The following is a 24,382-nucleotide window of genomic DNA, read 5'->3' as shown; positions in this document are numbered from 1 at the left end:
GCATTCGTTTCATCCATCCGACCCGATGGATCAGGCCTGCGGATTGTATTTGGACTTTCCATAACGGAATACATTGACGATCGCTTTCCCGTCGCTCGGATAACCATTCGGATGGTCAATCGGGAACAATGAGAAAAAGATGAAATAAAACGAGAAGTACGCAAATTGGTACGTAAAAATCGATGTCTCGAACACACCGGCGTAAATCAGACCGTTCACAATTAAAATACTCGCCAGATTGAACAATGCCCCTCCAGCATAGACCATGATGTTCGTAAATTTATTTTCATGACGCAGTGCCTCATATTGGCACCAGCCGTCCCAGAAATAGACACGGTTTAACCGAATCGGTCCCACCCGTAACAAGGATTTCCCGGATCCGATATTGATCTCCATATTCCCGCCAAACAGACGGGCAAAAAAGTAATGACCCATTTCGTGAATTAACGTAACAATCGGTAACAGCAAAAAGAACGAAAAGAAAAATTTCCAAATATCGTTGAAGCCAAACATAGATTACATCCTCTCAAAAACCAGCACTCTAAATACTACTTATAGTATGTTCCCGAAAGGTTTGAATTAAAACAGAAAAGGCTCAAAATCATTAAGTCATTCTGATGACACCGCAACAGGACTGTCATCCGGATGGATTCGATGTATGTCCACGCCAAAAAATCGAAGTCCACGTCCGTGAACTCCGATTTCTCCAAATACGCCTCTTTTAAAAGAAACACCAAACCATCATTATTTGTTTTTATTGCGTCGTTTGCTCGCTGCATATAACAAACCAAGAATCGTCAATGCGGCTCCGCCTGCTACCGCGTACTTTTTATAGTCTGCCTTACGCTCTGCAATCACGGTCGTCGATAAGGCCTTGACGACGATTACTTTTTCTTCGTGAAGACGGGGTGCGTGGATTTTTACTGCTCCTTCTTCAACGAGAACTTCAAACTCACCGCTCGGTAACTCGATTGTCACATCGTGCTCTGTCGCGTTGTGATACACACGTTGCCGTTCGATATATCCTTCATACGTCCGCTTCAATTCATACGCAATGATGCCTTCTCCTTCTTCCAGGAAACGAAGGTGTTTCCGGATCATCGCCGTGTTTTCGAGGCGGAACATCGGATATTGACGGCGTAACGCAATCAATCCTTTGACATACTCGACGCTGTAACGGAACTCATCAGCCCGTTCGTAATCCAGTTGATTCACGACTTCACCTGCATTAAAACTGTCACGAATCCCATCTTTCGTCCGGAAGAATTCTTGTCCCGCATGTAGAAAGGGAATGCCCTGCCCTGTCAAAATGATGGCATTCGCAAGCATTTGTCGTTTCCGGCGGATTTCATCCGTATCTTCCGGACGCGACACAGATAACTTATCCCAGATCGTTAAATCGTCATGTGCTTCGACATAAGACACGACCTGATTTGGTTCATCCGCAAATCCTTGCGATGAAACGTTCCCGGCGATTCCCCGTTTGACCTCATTCGTCCTTTCAAACGCTCCACTGATGAAACCACGATCGGTCGGCGTTTGGACATCTCCCTTGACGCCGTCCCGCAACCCATTGTTGAAGTGCGCGATACCGGGCATCTGCGGTGCATTAAAGTAATTGGCTTTATCCTCGAGTGGCAATGGTGTATCGAGATCCCATCCTTCTCCGATGATTAAAATCGATGGATCAATCCGGTCGAGTGCATGACGGACTTGGTTCATCGTCTCCACGTCGTGTAACCCCATCAAATCAAACCGGAATCCGTCGAGGTGGTATTCTTTTGCCCAGTACGTCACGCAATCGAGAATGAACTTACGCATCATCAGTCGTTCTGACGCCGTATCATTTCCGCAAAAACTGCCGTTCGACAGCGTACCGTCTGCTTCGTGGCGGTAAAAATAACCGGGCACGAATTGTCCGAGCGGTGCCGTTTCCGCGTCATAGACATGATTAAAGACGACATCCATTACGACACGGATTCCCCGGTCGTGCAGCGCCTGAATCAACGCTTTGAGCTCTAAAATCCGTACAGCCGGATCATCGGCATTCGACGCGTATGATCCTTCCGGCGCAAAGTAATTAACCGGGTCATATCCCCAGTTGTAGTTATCCGGATCTTGAGGCGCCGTTTCATTCACCGAACCAAAATCATAGATCGGCAGAAGCTGGACGTGCGTCACACCTAAATCAGACAGATAATCAAGACCTGTCAATCCGCCGGACGGTGTCCGTGTTCCGGCTTCCGTCAGACCACGGAAAGTTCCACGCTCGATGACCCCACTCGCCGGATGGCTTGTCGCATCTCGCACGTGTAATTCATAGATGACCGCTTCTTGTGACGAGTGGAACATCGGACGCTCTTCAATCCAACGCTCCGGTTGAATCGTCGATGGATCAATCAATGCCCCCCGCTTGCCATTCGTCCCGACGGCTTTGGCGTATGGATCCACCGCTTCGATTTTCTGTCCAGCGATGCTGGCTTGAAACGTATAAAAGTACCCTTCATACACAGCACGATCCAGTGTGACGACAAATGTCCCCTGCTGATCTGCTGTCATTTCGAGTTCTTCGACTTTCCTCGCTCGTAATGTTCGGTACAATCGAATGGCGACACGTTCGGCTGTCGGTGCCCATAACCGAACTTGTATCGTCGTCTCATCAAACGTCGCTCCTAAATCCGATCCTTTATAGGCATACCGCTCATCCAGCTCTTCTGGTGTGAGCGTCAACATATCTGCTGTTTGTTTCAAAGCCATGCACCCCTTTCATTTCATGGTTTTCATTATAGCAAAATTTCAGAACCGTGAACGTTTCGACTGTTCACCTTTCTCGTTCTTTTCTTCCCACTTCGTTGAGAAGTCAGGGCATTTTCGGACAAATATGCTAAAATGATGAAGGAACGAAAGGAGAGATTTTAAATGGCAGCAAAAGATAATTCATTCGACATCGTGTCACAGATCAACATCGAGGAAGTTAAAAACGCAATGCAGGTTGCGTTAAAGGAAATCACGAACCGATTTGACTTCAAAGGTTCAAAAAGTGATATGAAATTGGAGAAAGAGGACTTGATCCTCATTTCTGATGACGACTTCAAACTGGACCAAGTCAAAGACGTATTGACGGCAAAACTGATCAAACGTGAAGTCCCGACAAAAAACCTGCAATATGAAAAGGTCGAGCAGGCGGCTGGTAACACAGTGCGTCAACGCGTCATCCTGAAAAGCGGAATCGACCGTGATGATGCGAAAAAAATCAACACGGCCGTCAAGGAATCGAAACTCAAAGTAAAAACACAGATTCAAGATGATCAAATCCGTGTCACGGCAAAATCACGTGACGACCTGCAACAAGTCATGCAAATCGTACGTGAGTTACCACTATCCGTCGACGTTCAATTCATCAATTTCCGTTAAGCACAAAAAAATCCCTTTCTCCGCCCGGAGAAAGGGATTTTTTATCGTCATTGCGCTGTATAGCCGCCATCGAGCACAACGGCTTGACCTGTGACGCCCGCCGCTTTATCACTCGCCAAGAAAATCGCGTAGTCGGCAATTTCTTTTACTTGAAGTAAACGGTGTTGCGGGACGAGCGGATAAATGACTTCTTCCAGCACACGGTCCAGCGGGACATTCCGTGTTTCAGCAAGCGAAGACAATTGTTTTTGAACGAGTGGTGTATCGACATACCCCGGGCAAATCGCATTGACGGTAATACCGGATGTCGCCCCTTCAAGGGCTGCAACTTTCGTCAAACCGATGACGCCGTGTTTCGCACTGTTGTACGCAGCTTTACCGGCAAAGCCGATGAGTCCGTTGATCGATGACATGTTCAAAATACGGCCGAATCCTTGTTCTTTCATGATCGGGAAAACATATTTTGTATACAGGAACGGTGCCCGTAACATGATGCTTTGCAATAAATCGAATTTTTCAGTCGAGAATTCTTCAATCGGTGAGACGTGCTGCATACCGGCATTGTTGATGACGATATCAATCCGTCCGTAATGCGACATCGTCTGTTCGATGCTCGACTTGATGGCCGCCTCACTCGTGACGTCTCCTGCTACTGCAAAAGCTTCGAACCCTTTGCCTTGAAGTGTTTCCGCCGCTTGTTTTGCCGCCACTTCCTGTAAATCGACGATGACGACTTTTGCACCTTCCTGTGCAAATTCTTCCGCGATTTCAAGACCGATTCCGCTTGCTGCTCCAGTGATTAATGCTACTTTTCCTTCGAGTTGTTTCATGATGATCTGCTCCTTCTTTACTGATTCGTTTCTTTTACTGTACGCTTAGAAAACGAATAATAAAAATGAATACTTGTTATGATATATATAACCTAAAAGAATAGGAGTGGAGCCGATGGATTTCCGCCAATTGGAGTACTTTACAGAAGTAGCACGCTTTAAAAGCTTTACCCGGGCAGCCGATCACCTGCATGTCACACAACCGACTCTCAGTAAGATGGTGCGCCATTTAGAAGAAGAACTCGATATCGAATTGTTTGACCGGAGCAAGCGGCAAATCGTCTTGACCGATGCCGGCGTGACGTTACTCGAAGAAGGCGAAAAGATTTTAAATCAATTGGCGGACCTGCCGTCGCATCTTTATGACGTCATGCATCTGACGAAAGGAACCATCCGGATCGGTGTTCCGCCTCTGATCGGTTCCTTATTTTTCCCCCGCCTGCTCCGACTGTTCCGCGAACGCTATCCGATGATCACGATTGAAATCACGGAAGCCGGCGGACATGCGCTTGAAAAAGCTGTTGTTGCGGGCGAAGTTGATTTGATTGCGACAGTCTTTCCGGCCGACGAACACTTGACCGTCTTTCCGTTCATCGAGGAAGAACTTCATCTGTTTTTACCGGAACACCATCCGCTCGCTACGCGGACATCGATTGCGCTCGAAGAGGTCGCCGAAATGCCGTTTGTTCTATTCAACGAAACGTTTTCGCTTCATGATGTCGTTTTGCAGGCATGTGACGCAGCCGGTTTTCATCCGACCGTCAATCACGTCAGTTCCCAGTGGGACTTCCTTTGTCTCCTTGTCGCGGAAGGAAATGCCGTCACGCTGCTTCCGCGCTCTCTTGCGAAACAGATGACAATCAATGGAGTCAAAACCATTCCACTGGATATACGTGTCCCTTGGCAACTCGGTGTTGCGGTTCCGACGGGACGTTACCAATCGTACGTGACGCGCGAATGGATTCGCTTCGTCCAAGAAATTCATTCTAAAAATGAATGATATGTATAAAAACCATGTATTTGTAGCATGAATATTCTTCCTTTAAGATAAGTTGTATCGTTCACAACAGAAAGGAAGTTATTACTCATGGCAACAAACTTAGATACACGACATGAAGTAGGTCTTAAAAAATTAAACGAGTTCACGGATGTCAATTCGGCGCAGTCGACACATGAAAAAATCGCTGAATCATTAAAAGATATCGCACCCGCTGTCGGTGAATGGATCACGGATTTTGCTTACGGTGAAGTTTACAGCCGGAACGGACTTGTTAACCGCGACCGGGCAATCGTCACGATTGCTTCCCTTGTCACCCAAGGGACGGAACCACAGCTTGCCCTTCATATCAATACCGGGCTGACAGCTGGATTAACAGGCAACGAGATCGTTGAAGCCATCATGCACCTCGTTCCCTACACGGGATTCCCACGTGTCCTGAATGCACTCGAAGTCGCCAAAGTCGTCTTTGCCGAACGTGGCGTTACCGTTGATCCGGCTTAATTAAAAGAGGATGATCCGCATGCGACGCAGGGTATACTCTTAGTACAAGGGAGCGATGCCACATGCAGTATGCACTCATCACGGATTTGCACAGTTCATTGCCCGACACCCGGGCTGTCCTAAAAGACATTCAGACGACCGCGCCAAAAGCGGTCGTTTTTTCACTCGGCGATGTCCATGAATGTCATATCGGAAAAAAACGTGCGAAACGGTATGTGTTTGAAGAAATCGAACATGTCGTGACACTTGATCCGGATTTTTTGAAGCTGGTTTTTTTTGAAACCTTACTCGGAAATCAGGAAGAGCGGTTGTTTTCCTTGATTCCGGTCGGAGTGTCGCGTGTTCTCGACCAACTCCGCTTATCCGATCGCACAAAACAACTGGCGTCCGCCCGCTTCATCCACGGCGACCAGCTGAAATGGAGTTACGACTTAACGCCCGACACATCCGAATATCCGGACCGGCTGTTGTTTTTTGGACACAGTCATGTCCGGGGATTGTTCAAAGACGGAAAACGATTGGTCATCCATCCCGGCATTCCGCTTTCGATCAAGCGTGGACGTTACGCGATCAACGTCGGACCCGTTCTCGTCGAACGTGAATGGTTGCTCTATGATACGACTGCCGAGACGATCACATTCCATCGGGTCCGCTAACCAAACAACCCCCCGCCTCCATTCACTGTACCGTGAGGAGACGGGGGGTTCTGCGTTTTCATATGTTTTACAAGTAACGGACGAGTGACGCACGGACTAAATCGACTTGTGTGAACTCCGTTTTATCCGCAAACTGGTTCACGACACGACGGACTTCACCTTGGCGACGGACGAAGCTAGTCGGCACCGGTGTTTTCCGGACGATTTGCTCATACAACGTCGTCAATTGATGATCATCGATGACCGTCGTCATTTGATCGAGGAATAACAAGACATGCAGGCGGTTCAAGTAATCCCACGGCTTGTCTTCCGAGCGGAATTCATTACGTGCCAACCATTTCTTCAGACCAATCGCATCGATTTGGTTTAATGTTTCTTTTGTGCGTGGTGCTTTCCAAAGTGCCAACAGCTCACCTAGTTTTTTACGTGTCTGTTTTTTCACCATGAAGAATTCGAAATTTCCTTTTGTTTCGAGTGCATCACCGCTGATCGGCGCAATTTGATCCGCTCCGGGTGCTGTCACGAAATCAAATACGAAATCGACCGATTCTCCCGGAAGCCATGCTGCGACTTTTCCATGGAAGTCTGCAATGAAAGCAACTGATGCTGCCAAATCTTCCTGGTTCATTTGTGTAGAAGCGTGCTGCAACCGTTCCATTGTCTCTTTGTTCATATAATAACCCCATCTTTAATCTGATTTACTTACATTTCTTCTGGAGCACCTACACCAAGCAGGCGTAATCCTTCCGTCAATACAATCGTAACCGATTTTACGAGTGCAAGGCGAGATTGTTTTTCTGCGTCGTCTTCTAAAACACGGACTTGTCCGTAATATTTGTTGAAACTTTGTGCTAAGTCAAGCACGTACCGGCTGATGATTGAAGGCTCGCGACGTGTAAACGCACGGTCAATCACGGTCGAGAACTGGTTCAGCATCGACACGACGCCCCATGAGTAATCGTCCGCACTTCCGGCAAACGCTGAACCGTCGTATTCACCTTTACGCAATAATGAATTTGCCCGTGCATTCGTATATTGGACGTACGGACCCGTTTCTCCTTCAAACTTCAGCATTTGTTCGAGATCAAATTCAATGTTGTTCATCCGCTCATTTTTAAGATCATGGAAAATAACAGCGCCGACACCCACTTCACGTGCCGTCTGCTCCGCATTCGCCAGGTTAGGATTTTTCTCGGCGATGTTCTGTTTTGCGACATTAATCGCATCTTGAAGGACTTCTTCTAAGAGAACGATCCGACCCTTACGTGTCGACATCTTTTTGCCGTCTTTCATGATCAGACCAAACGGTACATGGTGCATGCCGTCGACATTTTCAAAGCCAAGTTTTTTCAAGACTGCGAACAATTGCTTGAAGTGCAACGCTTGTTCACCGCCGACAACATAAAAGGCTTGCTCAAAACCGTATGTCTCAAGACGATACACGGCAGCCGCCAAATCACGTGTCGCATACAACGTCGCTCCGTCTTTTTTCTTGATCAAGGCAGGAGGCATTCCTTCTGCTTCGAGGTCGACGACCATCGCACCTTCCGACTCGACCAGCAACTCTTTTTCTTCGAGCAAATCGATGACATGTTGCATCTTGTCATTGTAGAATGCTTCCCCGTTCAAGCTGTCGAAGCTGACACCCAGCATTTCATACACACGGTTGAATTCAACAAGTGACACTTCGCGGAACCATGTCCAAAGTGCCGTCGCCTGCTCGTCACCCTGTTCGAGTTTTTTGAACCAGGCACGACCTTCATCTTCTAAGCCCGGGTTTTCTTCCGCCTCTTCGTGGAAACGAACGTACAGTTTGAGCAATTCTTTAATTGGCTCAGCGCGGACATCTTCTTCCTTGCCCCACATGTTGTAAGCAACCATCAGCTTGCCGAACTGTGTTCCCCAGTCTCCGAGGTGATTGATGCCGACGACTTCGTATCCTTTTTTCCGTGAAATCTGGTTCAATGCGTTTCCGATGACCGTTGAACGGAGGTGCCCCATTGAAAACGGCTTCGCGATGTTCGGAGACGAGAAGTCGGTGACGATTGTTTTCCCGGTCGGCTCACTTGAACCGTATGCCTGTTGCTCGTCTAACACACGTTTGACGATTTCACGCGAAACGATTTCCCGGTTCAAGAAGACGTTGACGTATGGTCCGGCAGCCTGAACATTTGAAAAAAGTGGATTATCGATTTTTTCAGCCAGTTCCGTCGCAATCATCATCGGTGCTTTCCGGAATGCTTTCGCGAGTTGGAAACAAGGGAAAGCCAAATCTCCGTGGTCCTCATGTTTCGGTTGTTCAATCAGTTGTTCAATCTCTTGTTGCGACAACGCATCACCGATCACGCTGTGTAATACTTCCGCATATTGTTGCTTATAACTCATGTTATTCCCTCCAACAGTTTATTTTTTCCAATAAAAAACGCCCTTTGCGCAACACGCAAAGAGACGGAATGACCGCGGTACCACTCTTCTTGGTGTCGACAGTGCGACACCCACTTTAACTGGGGATAACGGGGGTCCCCCGGCTACGCCTGATCAGGTTGATTCGGATAGCATCTCGGAAGTGCGTTTCACGGTTTTTCAATCCATTCAGGCTTCCACCATTCCCTGATTCGCTGGTCGATCAAATGATCCCGTTACTTTCTTCGTCATTGATTGTTTGATATCTTCCACATTATACGCAATCCCCTTCATTCTCTCAACCTTATTTTTTTGTAAATCCCTCATCATAATTTCCACAAAACGGGTATAAGTAGGGAAGGACTGTTAAAGGAGGGGACGCATTGTGGTCTACTATCAAAAAGTGGCACGGACGAGTTGGCTTGTGTTGTGTCTCGTTGCCGGTCTGCTCACCTTTGCTTTACTCGCACGTCCGACGCTGATGGACTTTCCACTTTCTTTTGGTAATGCCGTCTATCTTCTGGCACTCATCATTTTATTCCAATTCGATAACGTCCGTCGTGGCGGAATTTATTATACCTTTCAAGAGGGTATCATCTTGTTCATCTTCCTCAACTATGGTTTGTTGCCGTCGATCCTGCTCAGCCAAATCGGCATCATCATCTTTCAAGTTTTCTCTCATAAAAAAGAAATCCGTCTCAAACGATTTTTATACTTGTATCCGATCAACGTCTTGTTTGATTTGTTTTATCTCGCTTGTCCATCACTCGTTTACTTGGCGCTCGGCGGCCCGATCGGCACTGGATTCACGTACTCGGAAGCGATTATTCCTTTTTTAGGATACTTGACGGCGGTCATGCTCGTCTCTTACGTGCAGTGCCGTTTCGTCAATCGTGTCCTCTATCTGAAATATGATTGGATCCGCCTTGTCCGTTTGCAGACGCTGGTTTACGGGACGAGCATGCTGTGTGCGTTTCTCGGCATCTGGTTTTATGATGAAAATCCGCTCATCGCTGCTTCCGTCTCGGCCCTCATCTTGCTTTTGTTCAAACGGTTGCTTCAGCAACGGGGCGTGACAATCGAAGCCAACGAAAATGCCAAGCGGTTTGACGATGCGAAAGAGCACCTCTTGATTTCCCGTTTCGAACGCGAGACGATCGACTCGTTATTGATTGATTTGCCCCAACTGATTGACTTTTCGGAAGGCTGGATTTCGATTCAACAGCAACGGAAACAAATCATCTACAACATCCGGACAAAGACGGTCATCGATGTCCTTCCCTTGTTTCATTCGTTGTCGGCCGAGCAACTTCAGACGCCCATCATCCACGGTCTCCGGTTTGATTGGGGGCAAGACATCCAAATCGATTTGCCGGTCGACCGGCATTCGATGCTCGCCATTCCTTCGATTACGAACGAAGACGTCGATGTCTCGATTGTATTGTTTCATCAAATAGCCGATGCCTACGATGAGGCAAAGGCGGATGAGTTGTCGCGTTTACTCCGGATTTTCTGTCGTTCGCTGCATCGCTCTCAGGAAACGCATCAGCTCTATGCTGAAAGTCGAACCGATGCGTTGACGGAACTGTCCAACAGCCGTGCTTTTTATGAAGAGGGCGCCTATCAATTCAACTCCGACCGTTATCCGTTGTCGATTATTCTGTTCGACATCGATCACTTTAAGTATGTCAATGACACGTATGGTCATAAAGTCGGCGATCTCGTTCTTCGTGAACTCGGACGCCGTATCCGGTCCTTGCAGCAAACACGGCAGGATGTCTTTGCCGCCCGTTACGGTGGAGAAGAGTTTGTCCTCTTGCTCCACCAGTGTCCGCAGAAGCAGGCGATTGATTTCGCAGAGATCATTCGTCATGCTGTTCTTGACCGCCCTTTTTTGGTCGACGGACACCGCTTATCGATCACAATCAGTCTCGGCGTCGATACGGTCGAGCATCCGGGTGAACGGACCTTTGAAGAGTCGCTTCGTCAAGCCGATCATGCCCTTTATGTCGGCGGCAAACATAACGGTCGAAACTGTACCGCCCATTACGCTAATCTTTGAAAGGTCGTGACTACTTTGTCCATTATTGAAATCGAACACACCATCCCGATGCTGAAATCACCTCGGACCATCCGGATTTACCGTCCGACGGAACTGTCAGCCGAAGAAGCACTCCCTGTCATCTACATGCACGACGGGCAAAATGTGTTCAGCGGCGAAACCGCGTCCTTCGGAAAAGGCTGGGAAGTCCATCATGCGTTGCATGCGGTCAAGTTGCATGCGATGATTGTCGCCATCGACAGCCCGGACGACGGGATGGATCGATATGACGAATATGCCCCTTGGACGGATGAAGCTCTGCTCATGCGCACCGCCTATCCTTCCCACCGGACAACGATTGGCGGAAACGGCAAGCAGTATATGGACTGGATCGTCCACGAATTAAAACCGCATATCGACACACATTACGCGACGATCCCGACCGACACGACCATGATCGGGAGTTCGATGGGCGGCGTGATTTCACTTTATGGATTGTTCGCCTATCCTGAAATCATCACACGTGTCGCCGCCTTGTCGACCGCCGGCTGGGCCAACTTCTCCTCCTTACTGGAGTTCATCGAGCGCAGCCCCCGTCTATCGGAACAGCATCGTTGCTACATGGATGTCGGCACAAAAGAAGTCAGTGGACCGATGACCGAAAATGATTATTTGCACACGAATGATGTGCTCGCCAAAGCGGTACAGAAAAAAGTCGACAGTGCGACCTATACTGTCATTCCAAATGCCGTTCACCACGAAACGGAATGGGCCAAACGGATGCCGGATATTCTCCGCTTCTTGTTTTCATCGTAAAAAAACAGGCTGACGGCATTCCCCGTGAGGATGCCGTCAGCCTGTTCTGATTGGTTGTGTTTACTTGACGAGTGCTTCCGCCTGTTCTTTGATATAACGATTCCGCGGATGCTCACGGCATTCATCTGAACAAGACCGCATCACTTTCGGTTCGCAGTCCTCGCAACAGAAGTGTTGACGATTACATTCCGGGTTCGCACAATTCACATAACGTGTCTCGTCTTTCCCGCAGTAGTAACAGGTCGAGACGACGGTCGGGTTGACTTCATTGACAGGTACTTGTACACGTTCATCAAACACATACAATTCGCCTTCCCAGTCTTCTCCACGTGTCGCTTCATCTTTTCCATACATGACGACGCCGCCCTTAAGGTGGAAGATGTCATCACTGTTTTGACGTTTCCGGAAGTAGGCCGTGAATTTTTCACAGCGGACACCGCCCGTGCAATACGTCAGGACTTTTTTCCCTTCAAACAGGTGCTCATTTTCATCGAGCCATTGTGGGAATTCCCGTGATGCGTCCACGTCGACTTTGACGGCATTTTTAAAATGCCCGAGATCGTATTCATAGTTGTTCCGGACATCTAAGATGACGACATCTTCATTTTGCATCATGTTTTTCCACTCAGCCGGTTCGAGATAGGCTGCATGTTCTTCCGGCACGTTGAATTCATCTTCAAAACGCCATGTCACGAGCTCACTCTTGTAACGGACAAAGATTTTTTTGAAGGCATGCTCGTCGACCTCATCGATTTTGAACTCGATGTCACTAAACCGTGGGTCCGCAAGCAAGTCTTGCATGTACTGTTCTGTCTGTTCGACCGTTCCGGACAACGTTCCGTTGATTCCTTCCGGTGCGATCAAGATTCTTCCTTTGATGCCGAGCTCTTTGCAATAGGCAAGATGCTCCTTTGTTACTTGTTCCGCATTGTCGATTGGAACATACTTATAAAATAATAGTACGCGATAAGGTTTCATAATCCTCATTGGCCCCCATGTCAGTTTTTTGCAGTAAAACGAACGTTGGCGAACGAAGCGTCATAGCTATTAGCTAGCTGGGAACGCCTGCAAAACGCACCCATTTAAGTATGATACCAACTTCGTTTGAATTGTACAATTGCTATGTTACGGATCACGATTACATAATGTCTCTCCCTTTCTGACGACGAAAGAGTTAAAATAGAACATAGCAGTTTATTTTGTAAGGAGGATTTCGAATGCTCCAAACCGTCCGTCAGTGGATTGAACAGATGATTACGTTTCTTCAGGATCTTCCAGGCGGAGCTTCGACTGGATTAATTGCCCCGTTTCTTGAATCCTTGTTTCCATTCCTTCCGTTAGTCTTGATCATTTCTGCTAACGCAGCAACATATGGTTTTTGGATGGGTGTGTTAGTCTCGTGGGTCGGAAGTATGCTTGGTTCACTTGTCGTTTTCGCTTGTATTCGTTATTTATTTCGCCGCCCCGTCACACGGTGGCTTGAACAACATAAAGGCGCACAACAATGGATTGAACGTGTCCGGCATATGAGTCCGATTTCACTCGGGTTTTTCTTCTCACTCCCGTTCATGCCGGCATTCATCATTACATCCATTTCGGCGATGATTCAGCTGTCGCTTCGGACATACTTGATTGCAGCCGGAGCCGGTCGATTGATTGTCGTCATCATCTTTTCCTTAATCGGTAAAGAATGGTCGACTTTTTTAGAACGACCGATTCGACTTGTTTTCCTGTTCCTGATTTTACTCGCCATCTGGGGAGTCAGCCGCGGAGTGGAAGAAATCATCAAACGGCGTGCCCTCGCCCGTCGTTCGAAAGTGCTCCGCGAAATTGAGCAAGACATCGAACACAATAACAAATAACTTATCCGCACAAAGCGACAGATCTCTTTTATCCTCAAAGAGATCTGTCGCTTTTAAGTGATTGAACGGTCAGGTTTTGCGTCCATTTAGACACAGGACTTTTGAATCATTTTCTCACATCGTTATTATACTTAAATACCGTTCACATTTTGTTCAACATTGGAAACGCTTACATTAAATTGGTAAGACCAATATTAGTATAATTTCATGTTTTTCCTTCATTAAATTAGGATAGATTTTCCAACCGGACTGTCTCTATAATGAATTTAAATTCATTTTTAAAGGAGGCGTCCCTATGCACCAAGTATCGGAATCGACGAAGACGGAGACGACACGCTCCGCACAGACGATTGTCGAAAGTGCTTCATTTCGACAACTGATGCATGAAAAGAACAGCTTTATCATCCCTGCGATTCTGTTTTGTCTTGTCTTTTATTTTACCCTCCCTGTCATGACGAGCTATTTTACATTTTTAAATCAACCGCTGATCGGAGATATCACAGGTGCTTGGCTATTTGCTTTCCTTCAATTCATCATGACGTGGACGTTCTGTACCCTCTATAACAAAAAAGCCCGTTCGTTTGACCGATTGGTCGAACAGATCAAGGAGGAGTCCCGATGAATTATACAGCTGTCGCCCTGTTTGCGGCGATTGTCGGTTTGACACTCGTCATTACATATTTTGCCGCACGCAAAACCAAAACAGCCAATGACTTTTATACAGCGGACGGCGGGCTGACCGGAGCCCAAAACGGAATGGCCATCGCTGGAGATTACATGTCGGCTGCTTCCTTTTTAGGAATTGCCGGTATGATCGCCTTAGCCGGTTTTGACGGATTTTTTTATTCGATTGGTTTCCTCGTCGCTTATCTCGTAGTGCTCTATCTCGTCGCTGAACCGTTGCGAAATTTAGGAAAATATACAATGGCGGATATGATCGCGGCCCGTTTCAACGCTTCCAAAGTCCGGGGTGTCGCCGCGATGAACTCAATCGTCATCTCGATTTTCTATATGATCGCCCAGCTCGTCGGAGCCGGTGCCTTGATTGAACTGTTGCTAGGTATCCCGTACACAACGAGTGTCATCATCGTCGGTATCCTGATGACGGTCTACGTCGTCTTTGGCGGCATGACCGCGACGTCGTGGGTGCAAATTATCAAGGCCGTGCTTTTGATGGCCGGAACAGCAGTGATCTCCTTTATGGTATTTGCGAAGTTTGATTTTTCAATCATGAAGATGTTTTCTGAAGTCAAACAAGCGACACCACTCGGCGATTCGTTCTTGAATCCAGGGAATAAGTTTAAGCTGCCGCTTGATACGATTTCCTTGAACTTGGCGCTTGTCCTCGGAACAGCCGGACTGCCGCATATCTTAATTCGTTTTTTCACCGTCAAGGATGCACCAACTGCCCGTAAATCCGTTGTGTATGCAACATGGATCATCGGTGCGTTTTATATCTTAACGATTTTCCTTGGTTTTGGAGCTGCCGCGTTTGTCGGTTCGGAAGATATCATTGCCGCAAACGCTGCCGGAAACATGGCAGCCCCTCTGCTTGCTCAAGCACTCGGCGGCGACTTACTCTTTGCCTTCGTAGCTGCCGTCGCCTTTGCGACGATCCTCGCCGTAGTTGCCGGACTGGTCCTGTCTGCCGCTTCCGCCTTTGCCCATGACTTCTACAGTCACATCTTACGTAAAGGACAAGCGACGGAAAAAGAACAAATGACGGCTGCTCGGCTGGCATCGATTGCCGTCGCGCTCGTTTCAATGGTCTTGGCCCTGTTTGCCCAATCCATGAACGTCGCCTTCTTGGTGTCGCTTGCCTTTGCTGTTGCGGCAAGTGCCAATTTACCCGTCATTCTGCTTACGATTTTCTGGCGCCGTTTCAGTACTGGCGGAGCCGTCACCGGAATGATGGTTGGACTTTTTTCTTCTCTGATTCTCGTTGCGCTCAGTCCGAATATCTGGGCAGTCGACGGTTCAGCCTTGTTCGTCGGGGAAGCTCTATTCCCGCTGGCGAATCCAGGAATCGTCTCGATTCCACTTGGTTTTCTAGGTGCGATCATCGGGACGCTTGTTACAAAATCCGACGAGGTTGCCGGTAACTTCGAACGGATTCTCGTCAAAGCCAATACCGGCATCGATACAGCGACGGAAGTGGCTGCATCCAAAGAATAATCCCCTCGACGGCTCCTTCAACCCCCTTGAAGGAGCCGTTCCCTTTTACATTTTGCAGGTAGATTGCCATACTTACCGTATTATAGATCGTGAAAGGAATGGCATAGATGGACTTTTATTATTTTTTACCTCTCGGATTTTTCATTGGCATCATCTCTGGTTTTTTCGGAATCGGCGGCGGAATCATTCTGACTCCGTTATTGTTGATTCTCGGTTTTGCACCAAGTGTCGCCATCGCGACGAGTTTAATGCTGACATTGGGCTCAACGGTCTCCGGTACGCTGTCCCATCTCCGTTTAAAAAACGTCGTTTGGCGTGACAGTCTGGTAGTCGGTTTAGTCGGTATCATCGGCTCTACCATCGCTACTCCCATCGTTCTTCGATTGGAAGAAGTGAACGGGGCGCATATGGTCATCTCGATCGTCTACATCGGTCTGTTATTATACTTCGCCAATAAATTCTTGCGCCCCAAATCAACGACCGATCCTCAGACAGGTTGGAAAAACCGCTATCTTGCCCTTGCTTTCATCGGCTTGTTCGCCGGTTTCATCTCGTCTTTACTCGGGGTCAGCGGTGGATTCATCATTACACCGTTACTGGTCGGGATTGCCGGTTATGAACTCAAACGTGCCGTCGGAACAAGTATCGCTTCTGCGTTATTGATTGTGTTATCCGGTCTCGTCAACTACACGGTCGCGAGTACCGATGTTGACCTCATCGTCGGTATCATGCTGATCGTCGGAGCTTTGCTCGGTGCGCCGATCGGTGCCAAACAGTTGGCACATTTCGAGAGTGCCTTTGTCAAAAAATATTTGGGCATCTTCTATTTAACGGTTGCATTGAGTGTGCTTCTAGAAGTGCTTCATTTCAACGTTGCTTCCTTGATTGTGCTGATTGCCCTCAGCCTCGTCTTTTTATTGACCCTGGTCGTCTATGGTCGAAGACGTTCTGCGAAACGGTAACTTATTTTTCTTACGTGCAGCAGTCTGCACACAACATCAATTGCAAAAAAAACGAGGATGGCAGATTGTAAATCTGCCATCCTCGTTTCTCGTTTCATCTGATTTCATCATGCTACCCGTCGAATCGTTCCCGCCTCATATTGTTTCGTATGATCGATGACGATTTTCGACAGCAACAACATACCGATCAAGTTCGGTATCATCATCAGCCCATTCGCGATATCCGCAACCAGCCAAAGCGGCTCCAGATTCGCCACCGCACCGTAACATGCAGCAACCGCAAAAACGATCCGGTACGCTTCATTAAAACGTGTCGCACCACTCAAATACTCCAAACATTTTTCTCCGTAGACGTACCATCCGATAATCGTCGAATAGCCGAAGAAGAACACCGAAAAAGCAACAATCCAGGCTCCGCTTGATCCAAGGACACTTGTAAATGCGGCTGAAGTCAATGCTGCGCCAGACAGCGACGCATCGTGGGCAACACCCGATAACTCCCCGCCCGTCGGATCCCAAAAACCAGTCGTCATCAACACGAGCGCCGTCATCGTACAAACGATGATGGTCACGATGAACGTACTGGTCATCGAAATCAACCCTTGTTCCGCCGGACGTTCACTTTTAGCCGAACCTGCAATCAAGGCAGCCGTTCCAAGCCCTGCTTCGTTCGTGAAGATTCCGCGCGCGACCCCAACTTGCATCGCAACCATGATGGAAATACCCGTGAACGCTCCCGCCGGCGCAAGCGGTTCAAATGCATATTGCACAATCAATCCAAGTGCCGGTAACACTTGATCCGCCTGAATGACTAAAATCAAAAGTGCAGCACAAATGTAGAGCAGACTCATCAAGGGTACAAAAATCGTCGAGATCGAGCTGATCCGTTCCAATCCGCCTCGGATTGAAAAGTAGACCGCAATCGCCAAGAGGATCCCGAATGCAAGCAACGGAACGTGGAACGTCTGATTCAATACTGTCGACATCGCGTTGGCTTGAACCGTATTCCCGACACCAAACGACGCGATTAAACCGAAAATCGCAAAGGCAACCGCGAGCGGTTTAAATCCTTTTCCAAGCCCTTTTTCAATATAATACATTGGTCCACTGACTACTTCCCCGCGATCATTTCGTTCGCGGTAAAGAATCGCAAGTAAACTTTCGGCATATTTGGTCGCCATTCCAATCAATCCGATGATCCACATCCAAAAGACAGCACCCGGTCCACCCATCGTCAAAGCGACGGCAATACCCGCAATGTTCCCGTTTCCGATCGTCGCAGCAAGTGATGTCATCAGCATTTGAAAACTGCTGATTTCCCCTTTACCATGCTCAGATTTCGTCAACGCCAGACGAAACGCTTGTTTTAAGCGCCGAAATTGTAAGCCGCGTAAACGAATCGTAAAGTACAGTCCTGTCCCGACCAACAAGACCATGCTGGGAATTCCCCAGATCCATGAAGAAATTAGTTGTAACACATCCATATTCGTTGATCCTCTCTCTCTTTAACCTATACTCTGTCGCCCACCTTAGCACAAGTTTGTTTAATCTTACAATCCATTACGAAACTTTTTGTGATTTTACACAAACCAAGATATACTGAGAACATCAGCATGTTCAGAGAGAAAGAAGGAATGCCTTTATGTTAGAAGCGACCTACCATTCACTCGATGATTTGGCGGAAGCCATCGGAATCGCCTTAAACGCCCCCATCACGATTGAGGATCGAAATCATCGATTACTGGCTTACAGTACCCATACTGCCGATACGGACCCGGCCCGGATTGCAACCATCATCGGTCGACGGGTTCCGGAATCCGTCATCGATCAACTTTGGAAAGATGAAGTCATTCAAAATCTGGCTGCCCAAGATGAACCTCTCATCATTTCGGCTCGGACCGGTGTCGGTCTGAATGACCGGGTGGCAATCGCCATTAAACAGGATACGGAAATTCTCGGCTACATTTGGTCGATCGCCCGGACCACACCTTTTTCAACAACGGAATTGGCAGATTTAAAAAAAGGTGCCCTGCTTGCCCAACGTCAGCTGCTCGCGATTGACATGCAAAAGAAACGGCAGGAAGAAAAATCAGAACAGTTCTTTTTTGAATTGCTTCATGAAGACATGCCTGAATCGGAAATCCTGAAGACCTTTTCGAAACTGCACTTGGCTCCACCCGGCATCAGTCGGTTGATGGTGATCCGCTTCTCGGAGGCCATCACACCCCGTCTTGCGGATCGGTTGCGTTACTTGCTGACGATTCAGCAAACCGTTCGTCCGCTCCTGTATGCGTATGATGAAACGGATTTTATTTTGTGGATCAGCACAAACGATCAAGATGCCCAACACGAACGGCTTCAATTTGACGCCTTCATCCAATCGTTTCGACAAATGCTCGCGGAACGGTTCAATTATACGAACTTCATTTCTGCCAGCAGCGAAGTGTTCACCGGTGTCCAATCCATTCCGGACCGTTACGAAGAGACGGGAATCGTCTTACGGCTAAAGGATGCCTTTCCCTTTGAGTTGGACGCGGTGACCCGGTATGAGCGACTCGGGTTATTCCAACTGTTGCCGATCTTTTCCGAACGCTTGCGCCGACGGACCGTCCGGCTTGAAGAGATTGAGCGGTTGCGTGCGTATGACGGCAAACATGCTGCCTCCTTATGTGAAACGTTGGAATGGTTCCTTCACTATGACGGGAACGTCAAGCAGGTGGCTTCCCATCTGCACGTCCACCCGAATACAATCCTGTACCGGATGCGCCGGATCGAAGAAGAAGCCGGCATTCGGATGGAGTCGCTCCCGGAACGTGCGCTCCTTTACTTGTATTTAAAAGCAGACCGTTATCCTTTGTGATTTTTCACAAAGGATTGTCTGTATTTTTGAAATCGCCGATAAAGTAGAACGCTTTCATTTCTCGTATACTGAAGGGGAAGTGAAACACTGTTTGTTTATTCGCGAAAGGGGATCGCATTTATGATCATCGGAGTATTAAAGGAAATTAAAAATAACGAAAACCGTGTTGCGTTAACGCCTGCTGGGGTAGCAGCCTTAACGGGTCAAGGACATACGGTCATCGTCGAAACAACAGCCGGTATGGGGAGTGGCTTTACGAACGAAGAATATACGCAGGCCGGTGCACAAATCATCGAAACAGCTGCTGAAGTGTGGGCCACTGCTGAGCTTGCACTCAAAGTAAAAGAACCGGTTGCTTCGGAATACCAATATTTCCGTCCAGAACTGACACTGTTCACGTACTTGCACCTCGCGGCAGAACCTGAATTGACACGCGCACTCGTTGATTCAAACATCACAGCCATTGCTTACGAAACGGTTGAAAAAAACCGGACGTTACCACTCTTAACACCGATGAGCGAAGTGGCTGGTCGGATGGCGTCACAAATCGGAGCTCAGTTCCTTGAAAAACCACACGGCGGTATGGGCATCCTGTTAGCAGGTGTTCCTGGTGTCCGTCGCGGTAAAGTCACGGTCATCGGCGGTGGAGTCGTTGGAACAAACGCAGCGAAACTTGCAGTTGGTCTTGGTGCAGATGTCACCATCATCGATGTCAGTCCGGAACGTCTCCGTCAATTGGATGACATTTTCGGGAATTCAATCAATACACTGATCTCAAATCCGTACACGATTGCGGAAGCAGTCGCTGAAAGTGACCTCGTCGTCGGTGCCGTCTTGATTCCGGGAGCAAAAGCGCCAAAACTCGTCACGGCTGAGATGGTCGAGCGGATGAAACCGGGCTCTGTCATCGTGGACGTTGCCATCGATCAAGGTGGTATCTTTGAAACCGTCGATCGGATTTCAACACATGATGATCCGACATATGAGAAATTCGGTGTCGTCCATTATGCTGTTGCCAACATGCCGGGTGCTGTTCCCCGCACATCGACACTCGCTTTGACGAATGCGACACTTCCTTATGTTCTGGAACTCGCAAACAAAGGCACACACCGCGCACTCGCTGAGAATCCGGCTCTTGAAAAAGGTCTGAATGTCGCGCAAGGGTTCGTCACGTACGAAGCTGTTGCACGCGACTTAGGTTACACGTATAAATCCGTTGAGGATGTTCTGCACTTGCACGCTTAATCGCATCATATGCAAATAAGAAACAGTCCGTTGCTTCGCGCAACGGACTGTTTCTTATGTCAGATATCCTATATGATTATGATGAAAAGATAACATGACATAAGGTGGACTAGATATGACACATACGTTACACGCACATTCAAACGACATCACGATTCCCTTTGCGGAACTTGATCTCTTAAATCACCTGACTTCTGAAAACGAGATGGATGGACTGCATGAAAAAATCCAATACCTTCAGAAGTTAGCACCGACCCATCCCCTTCTCGGCATCGCACAGGCCTATACTTTGTTTCATGCGAAAGAATTTTCAGCGGCACGTCAACAAATCGAGTTGGCGCGAGACAAGACGGGAGATCATGTCCGGGCTCATCTGCTTCTCGGTTTGATGAGCGAAATGGAGCAATTTCAACATGAGGCAGAACAACATTTCTTGACTGCCCTCAAGCTTTTCCCGGGCGAACCGATCGTCCATCGTTACCTTGCCGTTCATTATTATGACCGTACCTTTCATGGGGAGGCTGCGCATCACGCTCTCCAGTATTTGAAAAAGATCGGTCCTGACAGAGAAGGGACACTGATGATGGTCGATATGATGCAGTCGATGCCGGATCATGACGACTATGTCTTGGAATCGCTCTACGCAATACTGCTCGAAATTCCTGAACATCGGCACGATATGGTGTTTCATGCCATTGCCGCTAATAACGCTGAAATGCGGTATGACGCTTTTTGTAAGACACTTGACGGTGAACCGGACGAAGCAACCACTGCGCGGCTCGATTCGCTTCTGTCTTTGATGGTCGAACATAGTATGTGGGCAGCCATCCATGATCAATCCGACGAACGGATGTACCGCAAGATGTTCACCGATATGTGCCGCGACTTGACGTTTCGTCATGCCGGACTGCGATCCGTTCCGTTGTATCTGTCCATCCGGTCGCGGTACTGGATGAATCGCCTGCAGCACCGCGGATGACTTAAAGCGCAAAGGCGACGAGGGCACCAATCGTCAATGGAATCAACAGGTTGTCGGTGTCCCGGTACGAAACGGCTTCAATCAACGTGGCGATATTGGCCAGTAAAAATCCGTAGCTGACGGCGAGCCAAGACGGTAATTCATAAAACAAAAATGTTACCGTCAGGACAAGGAACGAGGCGAGGAACATCGCGATGCTCCCCTCAAACGACCGCTTTATGTTTCCGCGGGTATAAAATGTTTTTCCAAAACGTTTCCCGACGAGAGCGGCCAATCCGTCTCCCCAGGCCAGAACCATGCTTCCTGCGACGAGAGCCATCGGTTCCTGTTCGAAAAATAACATGACCAATAAAGCCAAGGCGACTGGATAATACACCGTCCCGTAGGAAATCCGCTCGACTTGATTCATCTGTCCGTTACCTCGTTTTAAGGTGATGAGATTTACAACCGTAAAGAACAGCAACGGGACGATTGCAATGTACCACTGATCGATCCAGGCAAGCGCCAGAAAGACCCAATGTCCGACCGCGATATGAATCCATTTTCGAACCGTTTCGGGTTGTGCCTGTATTTTTCGTCCTGTCCACTCCAATCCGGCTAAGACGATTCCGACGATGACGATTGTTCCAATTGCAGCAATCCACTCCATACGAATCCCCCTTTTTCTGATAGTTCCATTGTACTTCGTTCGATTGGCGTTTGCTCTTTCGAACCTCCATTTGTTAACATAAGGTCAAATGACGTTCTAGAGAGGAAGTATTCTGAATGTATGATGCTCAAGCAGTTCAAACGTTATCTGGCTGCCTGCTTCGTTTAAAAGAAGGCAAAGGAATCGGTACACTCGTTTCTGAAGAGGAAGCTGAGCTTCCAAAAGTAATGACACGTCTCAAACAGTTCGACCCAACAAAAAATGGTTTGTCCATTAATGAAATCGTCCATCTTGCCAATGCATTGATCGGGGAACATATGTCGGCAACGACGATTCAAAACTGGACGAAACGAGAAGTCCGAGACATCATTGGTGTCCCGCACCGTGGTAAAAAATATTCAATCAACCAAGCTGCCATCATTTATTTGCTCGATGATTTGAAGCATCTCTTTTCATTAGAAGAAACACGGGAGTTGTTGACGATTGTCTTTAAAAACCCGAATATCGATGAAGATGATTTGATCAGTCCCCTCGATTTTTATCTTGTTTATACACAACATGCCGAAACCAGTGGCCCGATTGAATTGACGGAAAAACGTCTGAGACGCTCATTAGAACGCATCAACGCCTACCGCCCTGAAACGGTCCATGTCCTTCAGCTTTGTCTCTATGCACGCCGTATATCGCATCTGACGCACGAAGCGAAGCAACGCCTGCAACATGTCTTACACACTTAATAAAAAAAGATGTCTCCCGATGAATCGGGGGACATCTTTTGGGTTAGACCGCTGTAAGCGATTTGTAGTTGACGTTATTCGTCAGACTTTTTAAGACAGAGAGCAGTTCATACATCGACAGTTTATCCGCATCTTTGACAAGGCGGTACTCATCACCGTCCTGCAATAATTCTGCGACGACTTCGCCTGCTGAACTCCGAACTGAGAATTTTCCTTTTGTCAGGTCGAAGGAAATCGTATACGTGCCACGTTCATACACGTTATACTCACATTTCTTCGAGAAGAGTGAAAATTTCTCACGCATTTGACCTACTTCTTGACCATCGTGGTTCATCACGACCCATTTTTTACATGTCGGGATGAACTTACCAAACGCTACCCCTCTACCTTCACCATTCATTACTTGGACACGACCCGTTTCGTCGTGTTGAACTGCACCAATCATTTGGTGCGATTCATCATAAATCGCGGCATGACCTTGCGAAAAAACGCAACCCTGCACATAGACAACTTTGCGCAACAGAAATTCTCCTCTCACTGCTAAAAAGTGCTGGTATTTCGTCCCCAGTATATTTAGACATTCCTAATAATTTGATTTTCTTTATCTGACTGATATTTCGTTAACGAAAATGATTATTGCACCGTTTGAACAAATTGACAACCCCCTTTTGTCGACAATCATTCGACAACCTTAGCGAAAGCCAATCTCATGGGCAAATTCCAGTAATTCTTTTCGGTCAATCAATCGAATCCGGTTCGGTTCCGCCAACTGATAAGCGGCTTCCGTATAAGTCGAATTCGTAACGACCCATCCTTCATCCATGTCGTAAAACGGGACAGCCGCAGCCACTTGCTGCACGGCTTCCAAACCAACTGCTGAACTGTATCGTTTCGCTTGAATCGCAATCCTATACCCTTGTGCGTCTTCAATCAACAAATCTGCTCCGAAATCACGTGAGGCCGGTGTCAACTCGACACGATACCCGGCTGTTTCAAAAAGCTCGACCAACCATTCTTCAAACTCTCTGCCTTCCATCCGATCCAGTCGATTTTCAAGCGATGGTGTCAGGAAAGAAAGGATTAAAAAGAGTATACACCCTACTATACTGATAATCAAGATTAAAGGTTCCCATGAACTCGAAATAAAATAAGATCCAATTATTCCGATAAATGCGAATAGCAAGGCAATCAGCCTTCGTTTCGTCCGTTTCTGCATCGTCATTTTTACTCCTTTTTCGTATCGTTCGATTTT

The 24,382-nt window shown here is 47.7% G+C and carries 24 protein-coding genes and 1 other annotated feature; of the genes, 14 read left to right on the top strand and 10 right to left on the bottom strand.

Translation table 11 applies throughout. The features are described from left to right. Nucleotides 1-30: 30 nt before the first annotated feature. Entirely contained in the window at nucleotides 31-513 is a 483-nt protein-coding gene (locus D3D03_RS10085; RefSeq protein ID WP_026831765.1) for an RIP metalloprotease, read from the bottom strand. 231 nt (nucleotides 514-744) lie between these two features. Further along, complete coding sequence (gene pulA, locus D3D03_RS10080; RefSeq protein ID WP_119923481.1) at nucleotides 745-2,757, bottom strand: type I pullulanase; 2,013 nt, start codon at nucleotides 2,755-2,757, stop codon at nucleotides 745-747. A 162-nt stretch (nucleotides 2,758-2,919) separates the two neighbouring features. On the opposite strand from pulA, the gene D3D03_RS10075 reads away from it, so the two are divergent. Further along, on the top strand, nucleotides 2,920-3,414 hold the full coding sequence (locus tag D3D03_RS10075; protein ID WP_026831763.1) for a YajQ family cyclic di-GMP-binding protein: 495 nt from the start codon (nucleotides 2,920-2,922) through the stop codon (nucleotides 3,412-3,414). 47 nt (nucleotides 3,415-3,461) lie between these two features. Here the strand turns inward: D3D03_RS10075 and D3D03_RS10070 are convergent, their stop codons facing one another. After that, entirely contained in the window at nucleotides 3,462-4,244 is a 783-nt protein-coding gene (locus D3D03_RS10070; protein WP_035387557.1) for a 3-hydroxybutyrate dehydrogenase, read from the bottom strand. 115 nt (nucleotides 4,245-4,359) lie between these two features. Here D3D03_RS10070 and D3D03_RS10065 point away from each other — a divergent pair, with 115 nt between their 5' ends. The 3 genes from D3D03_RS10065 (at nucleotide 4,360) to D3D03_RS10055 (ending at nucleotide 6,401) form a co-directional block, all read left to right on the top strand. Beyond that, the gene (locus tag D3D03_RS10065) at nucleotides 4,360-5,244 is read left to right on the top strand and encodes a LysR family transcriptional regulator (RefSeq protein WP_119923480.1); all 885 of its coding nucleotides are present in this window, start codon (nucleotides 4,360-4,362) and stop codon (nucleotides 5,242-5,244) included. Nucleotides 5,245-5,331: 87 nt separating this feature from the next. Beyond that, nucleotides 5,332-5,745, top strand: a complete 414-nt coding sequence (locus D3D03_RS10060) for a carboxymuconolactone decarboxylase family protein (RefSeq protein ID WP_026831760.1) — start codon at nucleotides 5,332-5,334, stop codon at nucleotides 5,743-5,745. A gap of 62 nt (nucleotides 5,746-5,807) precedes the next feature. After that, on the top strand, nucleotides 5,808-6,401 hold the full coding sequence (locus tag D3D03_RS10055; RefSeq protein ID WP_119923479.1) for a metallophosphoesterase family protein: 594 nt from the start codon (nucleotides 5,808-5,810) through the stop codon (nucleotides 6,399-6,401). A gap of 67 nt (nucleotides 6,402-6,468) precedes the next feature. On the opposite strand, the gene D3D03_RS10050 is transcribed toward D3D03_RS10055, so the two are convergent. Further along, nucleotides 6,469-7,074: a hypothetical protein gene (locus D3D03_RS10050; protein ID WP_026831758.1), complete on the bottom strand. Its 606-nt coding sequence runs from the start codon at nucleotides 7,072-7,074 to the stop codon at nucleotides 6,469-6,471. 29 nt (nucleotides 7,075-7,103) lie between these two features. Next, nucleotides 7,104-8,786, bottom strand: coding sequence for an arginine--tRNA ligase (gene argS / locus D3D03_RS10045; RefSeq protein ID WP_026831757.1), 1,683 nt, complete (start codon nucleotides 8,784-8,786; stop codon nucleotides 7,104-7,106). Nucleotides 8,787-8,842: 56 nt separating this feature from the next. Further along, nucleotides 8,843-9,065, bottom strand: a binding site (T-box leader). 124 nt (nucleotides 9,066-9,189) lie between these two features. Between argS and D3D03_RS10040 the strand changes: the two genes are divergently transcribed. Continuing rightward, the gene (locus D3D03_RS10040; RefSeq protein WP_119923478.1) at nucleotides 9,190-10,866 is read left to right on the top strand and encodes a GGDEF domain-containing protein; all 1,677 of its coding nucleotides are present in this window, start codon (nucleotides 9,190-9,192) and stop codon (nucleotides 10,864-10,866) included. Nucleotides 10,867-10,881: 15 nt separating this feature from the next. Next, a complete protein-coding gene (locus D3D03_RS10035; protein WP_119923477.1) occupies nucleotides 10,882-11,661 on the top strand; it encodes an alpha/beta hydrolase in 780 nt (259 codons plus the stop codon). A 60-nt stretch (nucleotides 11,662-11,721) separates the two neighbouring features. Here the strand turns inward: D3D03_RS10035 and trhO are convergent, their stop codons facing one another. Then, nucleotides 11,722-12,639 (bottom strand): oxygen-dependent tRNA uridine(34) hydroxylase TrhO, encoded by a 918-nt coding sequence (gene trhO, locus D3D03_RS10030; RefSeq protein ID WP_035387556.1) that lies wholly within the window; start codon nucleotides 12,637-12,639, stop codon nucleotides 11,722-11,724. Between the two features lie 239 nt (nucleotides 12,640-12,878). On the opposite strand from trhO, the gene D3D03_RS10025 reads away from it, so the two are divergent. From D3D03_RS10025 to D3D03_RS10010, 4 genes are all read left to right on the top strand, one after another. Then, nucleotides 12,879-13,523, top strand: a complete 645-nt coding sequence (locus D3D03_RS10025; RefSeq protein ID WP_026831753.1) for a TVP38/TMEM64 family protein — start codon at nucleotides 12,879-12,881, stop codon at nucleotides 13,521-13,523. Nucleotides 13,524-13,818: 295 nt separating this feature from the next. After that, entirely contained in the window at nucleotides 13,819-14,145 is a 327-nt protein-coding gene (locus tag D3D03_RS10020) for a DUF485 domain-containing protein (protein ID WP_028105470.1), read from the top strand. Then, nucleotides 14,142-15,698, top strand: a complete 1,557-nt coding sequence (locus D3D03_RS10015) for a solute symporter family protein (protein ID WP_026831751.1) — start codon at nucleotides 14,142-14,144, stop codon at nucleotides 15,696-15,698. The genes D3D03_RS10020 and D3D03_RS10015 overlap by 4 nt, the downstream gene beginning before the upstream one ends. Nucleotides 15,699-15,805: 107 nt before the next feature. Next, entirely contained in the window at nucleotides 15,806-16,660 is an 855-nt protein-coding gene (locus D3D03_RS10010; RefSeq protein ID WP_119923476.1) for a sulfite exporter TauE/SafE family protein, read from the top strand. Nucleotides 16,661-16,767: 107 nt separating this feature from the next. Here the strand turns inward: D3D03_RS10010 and D3D03_RS10005 are convergent, their stop codons facing one another. Then, nucleotides 16,768-18,144 carry an alanine/glycine:cation symporter family protein gene (locus tag D3D03_RS10005; RefSeq protein ID WP_119923475.1) on the bottom strand — a complete coding sequence of 459 codons (1,377 nt, stop codon included), beginning with the start codon at nucleotides 18,142-18,144 and terminating at the stop codon, nucleotides 16,768-16,770. Nucleotides 18,145-18,302: 158 nt separating this feature from the next. Between D3D03_RS10005 and D3D03_RS10000 the strand changes: the two genes are divergently transcribed. The 3 genes from D3D03_RS10000 (at nucleotide 18,303) to D3D03_RS09990 (ending at nucleotide 21,744) form a co-directional block, all read left to right on the top strand. After that, nucleotides 18,303-19,520: a PucR family transcriptional regulator gene (locus D3D03_RS10000; RefSeq protein ID WP_026831748.1), complete on the top strand. Its 1,218-nt coding sequence runs from the start codon at nucleotides 18,303-18,305 to the stop codon at nucleotides 19,518-19,520. A 120-nt stretch (nucleotides 19,521-19,640) separates the two neighbouring features. After that, a complete protein-coding gene (gene ald / locus D3D03_RS09995) occupies nucleotides 19,641-20,765 on the top strand; it encodes an alanine dehydrogenase (RefSeq protein ID WP_026831747.1) in 1,125 nt (374 codons plus the stop codon). A 115-nt stretch (nucleotides 20,766-20,880) separates the two neighbouring features. Then, entirely contained in the window at nucleotides 20,881-21,744 is an 864-nt protein-coding gene (locus D3D03_RS09990; RefSeq protein WP_026831746.1) for a tetratricopeptide repeat protein, read from the top strand. Between the two features lies 1 nt (nucleotide 21,745). Here the strand turns inward: D3D03_RS09990 and D3D03_RS09985 are convergent, their stop codons facing one another. After that, a complete protein-coding gene (locus D3D03_RS09985) occupies nucleotides 21,746-22,393 on the bottom strand; it encodes a diacylglycerol/polyprenol kinase family protein (protein WP_026831745.1) in 648 nt (215 codons plus the stop codon). Nucleotides 22,394-22,509: 116 nt separating this feature from the next. Between D3D03_RS09985 and D3D03_RS09980 the strand changes: the two genes are divergently transcribed. Next, nucleotides 22,510-23,130, top strand: a complete 621-nt coding sequence (locus D3D03_RS09980) for a DUF1836 domain-containing protein (protein WP_026831744.1) — start codon at nucleotides 22,510-22,512, stop codon at nucleotides 23,128-23,130. 43 nt (nucleotides 23,131-23,173) lie between these two features. Here the strand turns inward: D3D03_RS09980 and D3D03_RS09975 are convergent, their stop codons facing one another. Both D3D03_RS09975 and D3D03_RS09970 read right to left on the bottom strand, forming a co-directional pair. Further along, nucleotides 23,174-23,650, bottom strand: coding sequence for an LURP-one-related family protein (locus tag D3D03_RS09975; protein ID WP_026827182.1), 477 nt, complete (start codon nucleotides 23,648-23,650; stop codon nucleotides 23,174-23,176). 171 nt (nucleotides 23,651-23,821) lie between these two features. Next, on the bottom strand, nucleotides 23,822-24,346 hold the full coding sequence (locus tag D3D03_RS09970; RefSeq protein WP_026831743.1) for a restriction endonuclease: 525 nt from the start codon (nucleotides 24,344-24,346) through the stop codon (nucleotides 23,822-23,824). Nucleotides 24,347-24,382 lie beyond the last annotated feature (36 nt).

Source organism: Exiguobacterium sp. RIT452 (assembly GCF_003598705.1).
Lineage (GTDB): Bacteria > Bacillota > Bacilli > Exiguobacteriales > Exiguobacteriaceae > Exiguobacterium_A > Exiguobacterium_A undae.
The sequence above is the reverse complement of the archived record's forward strand: the minus strand, read 5'-3'. Positions and strand labels throughout refer to the sequence as shown.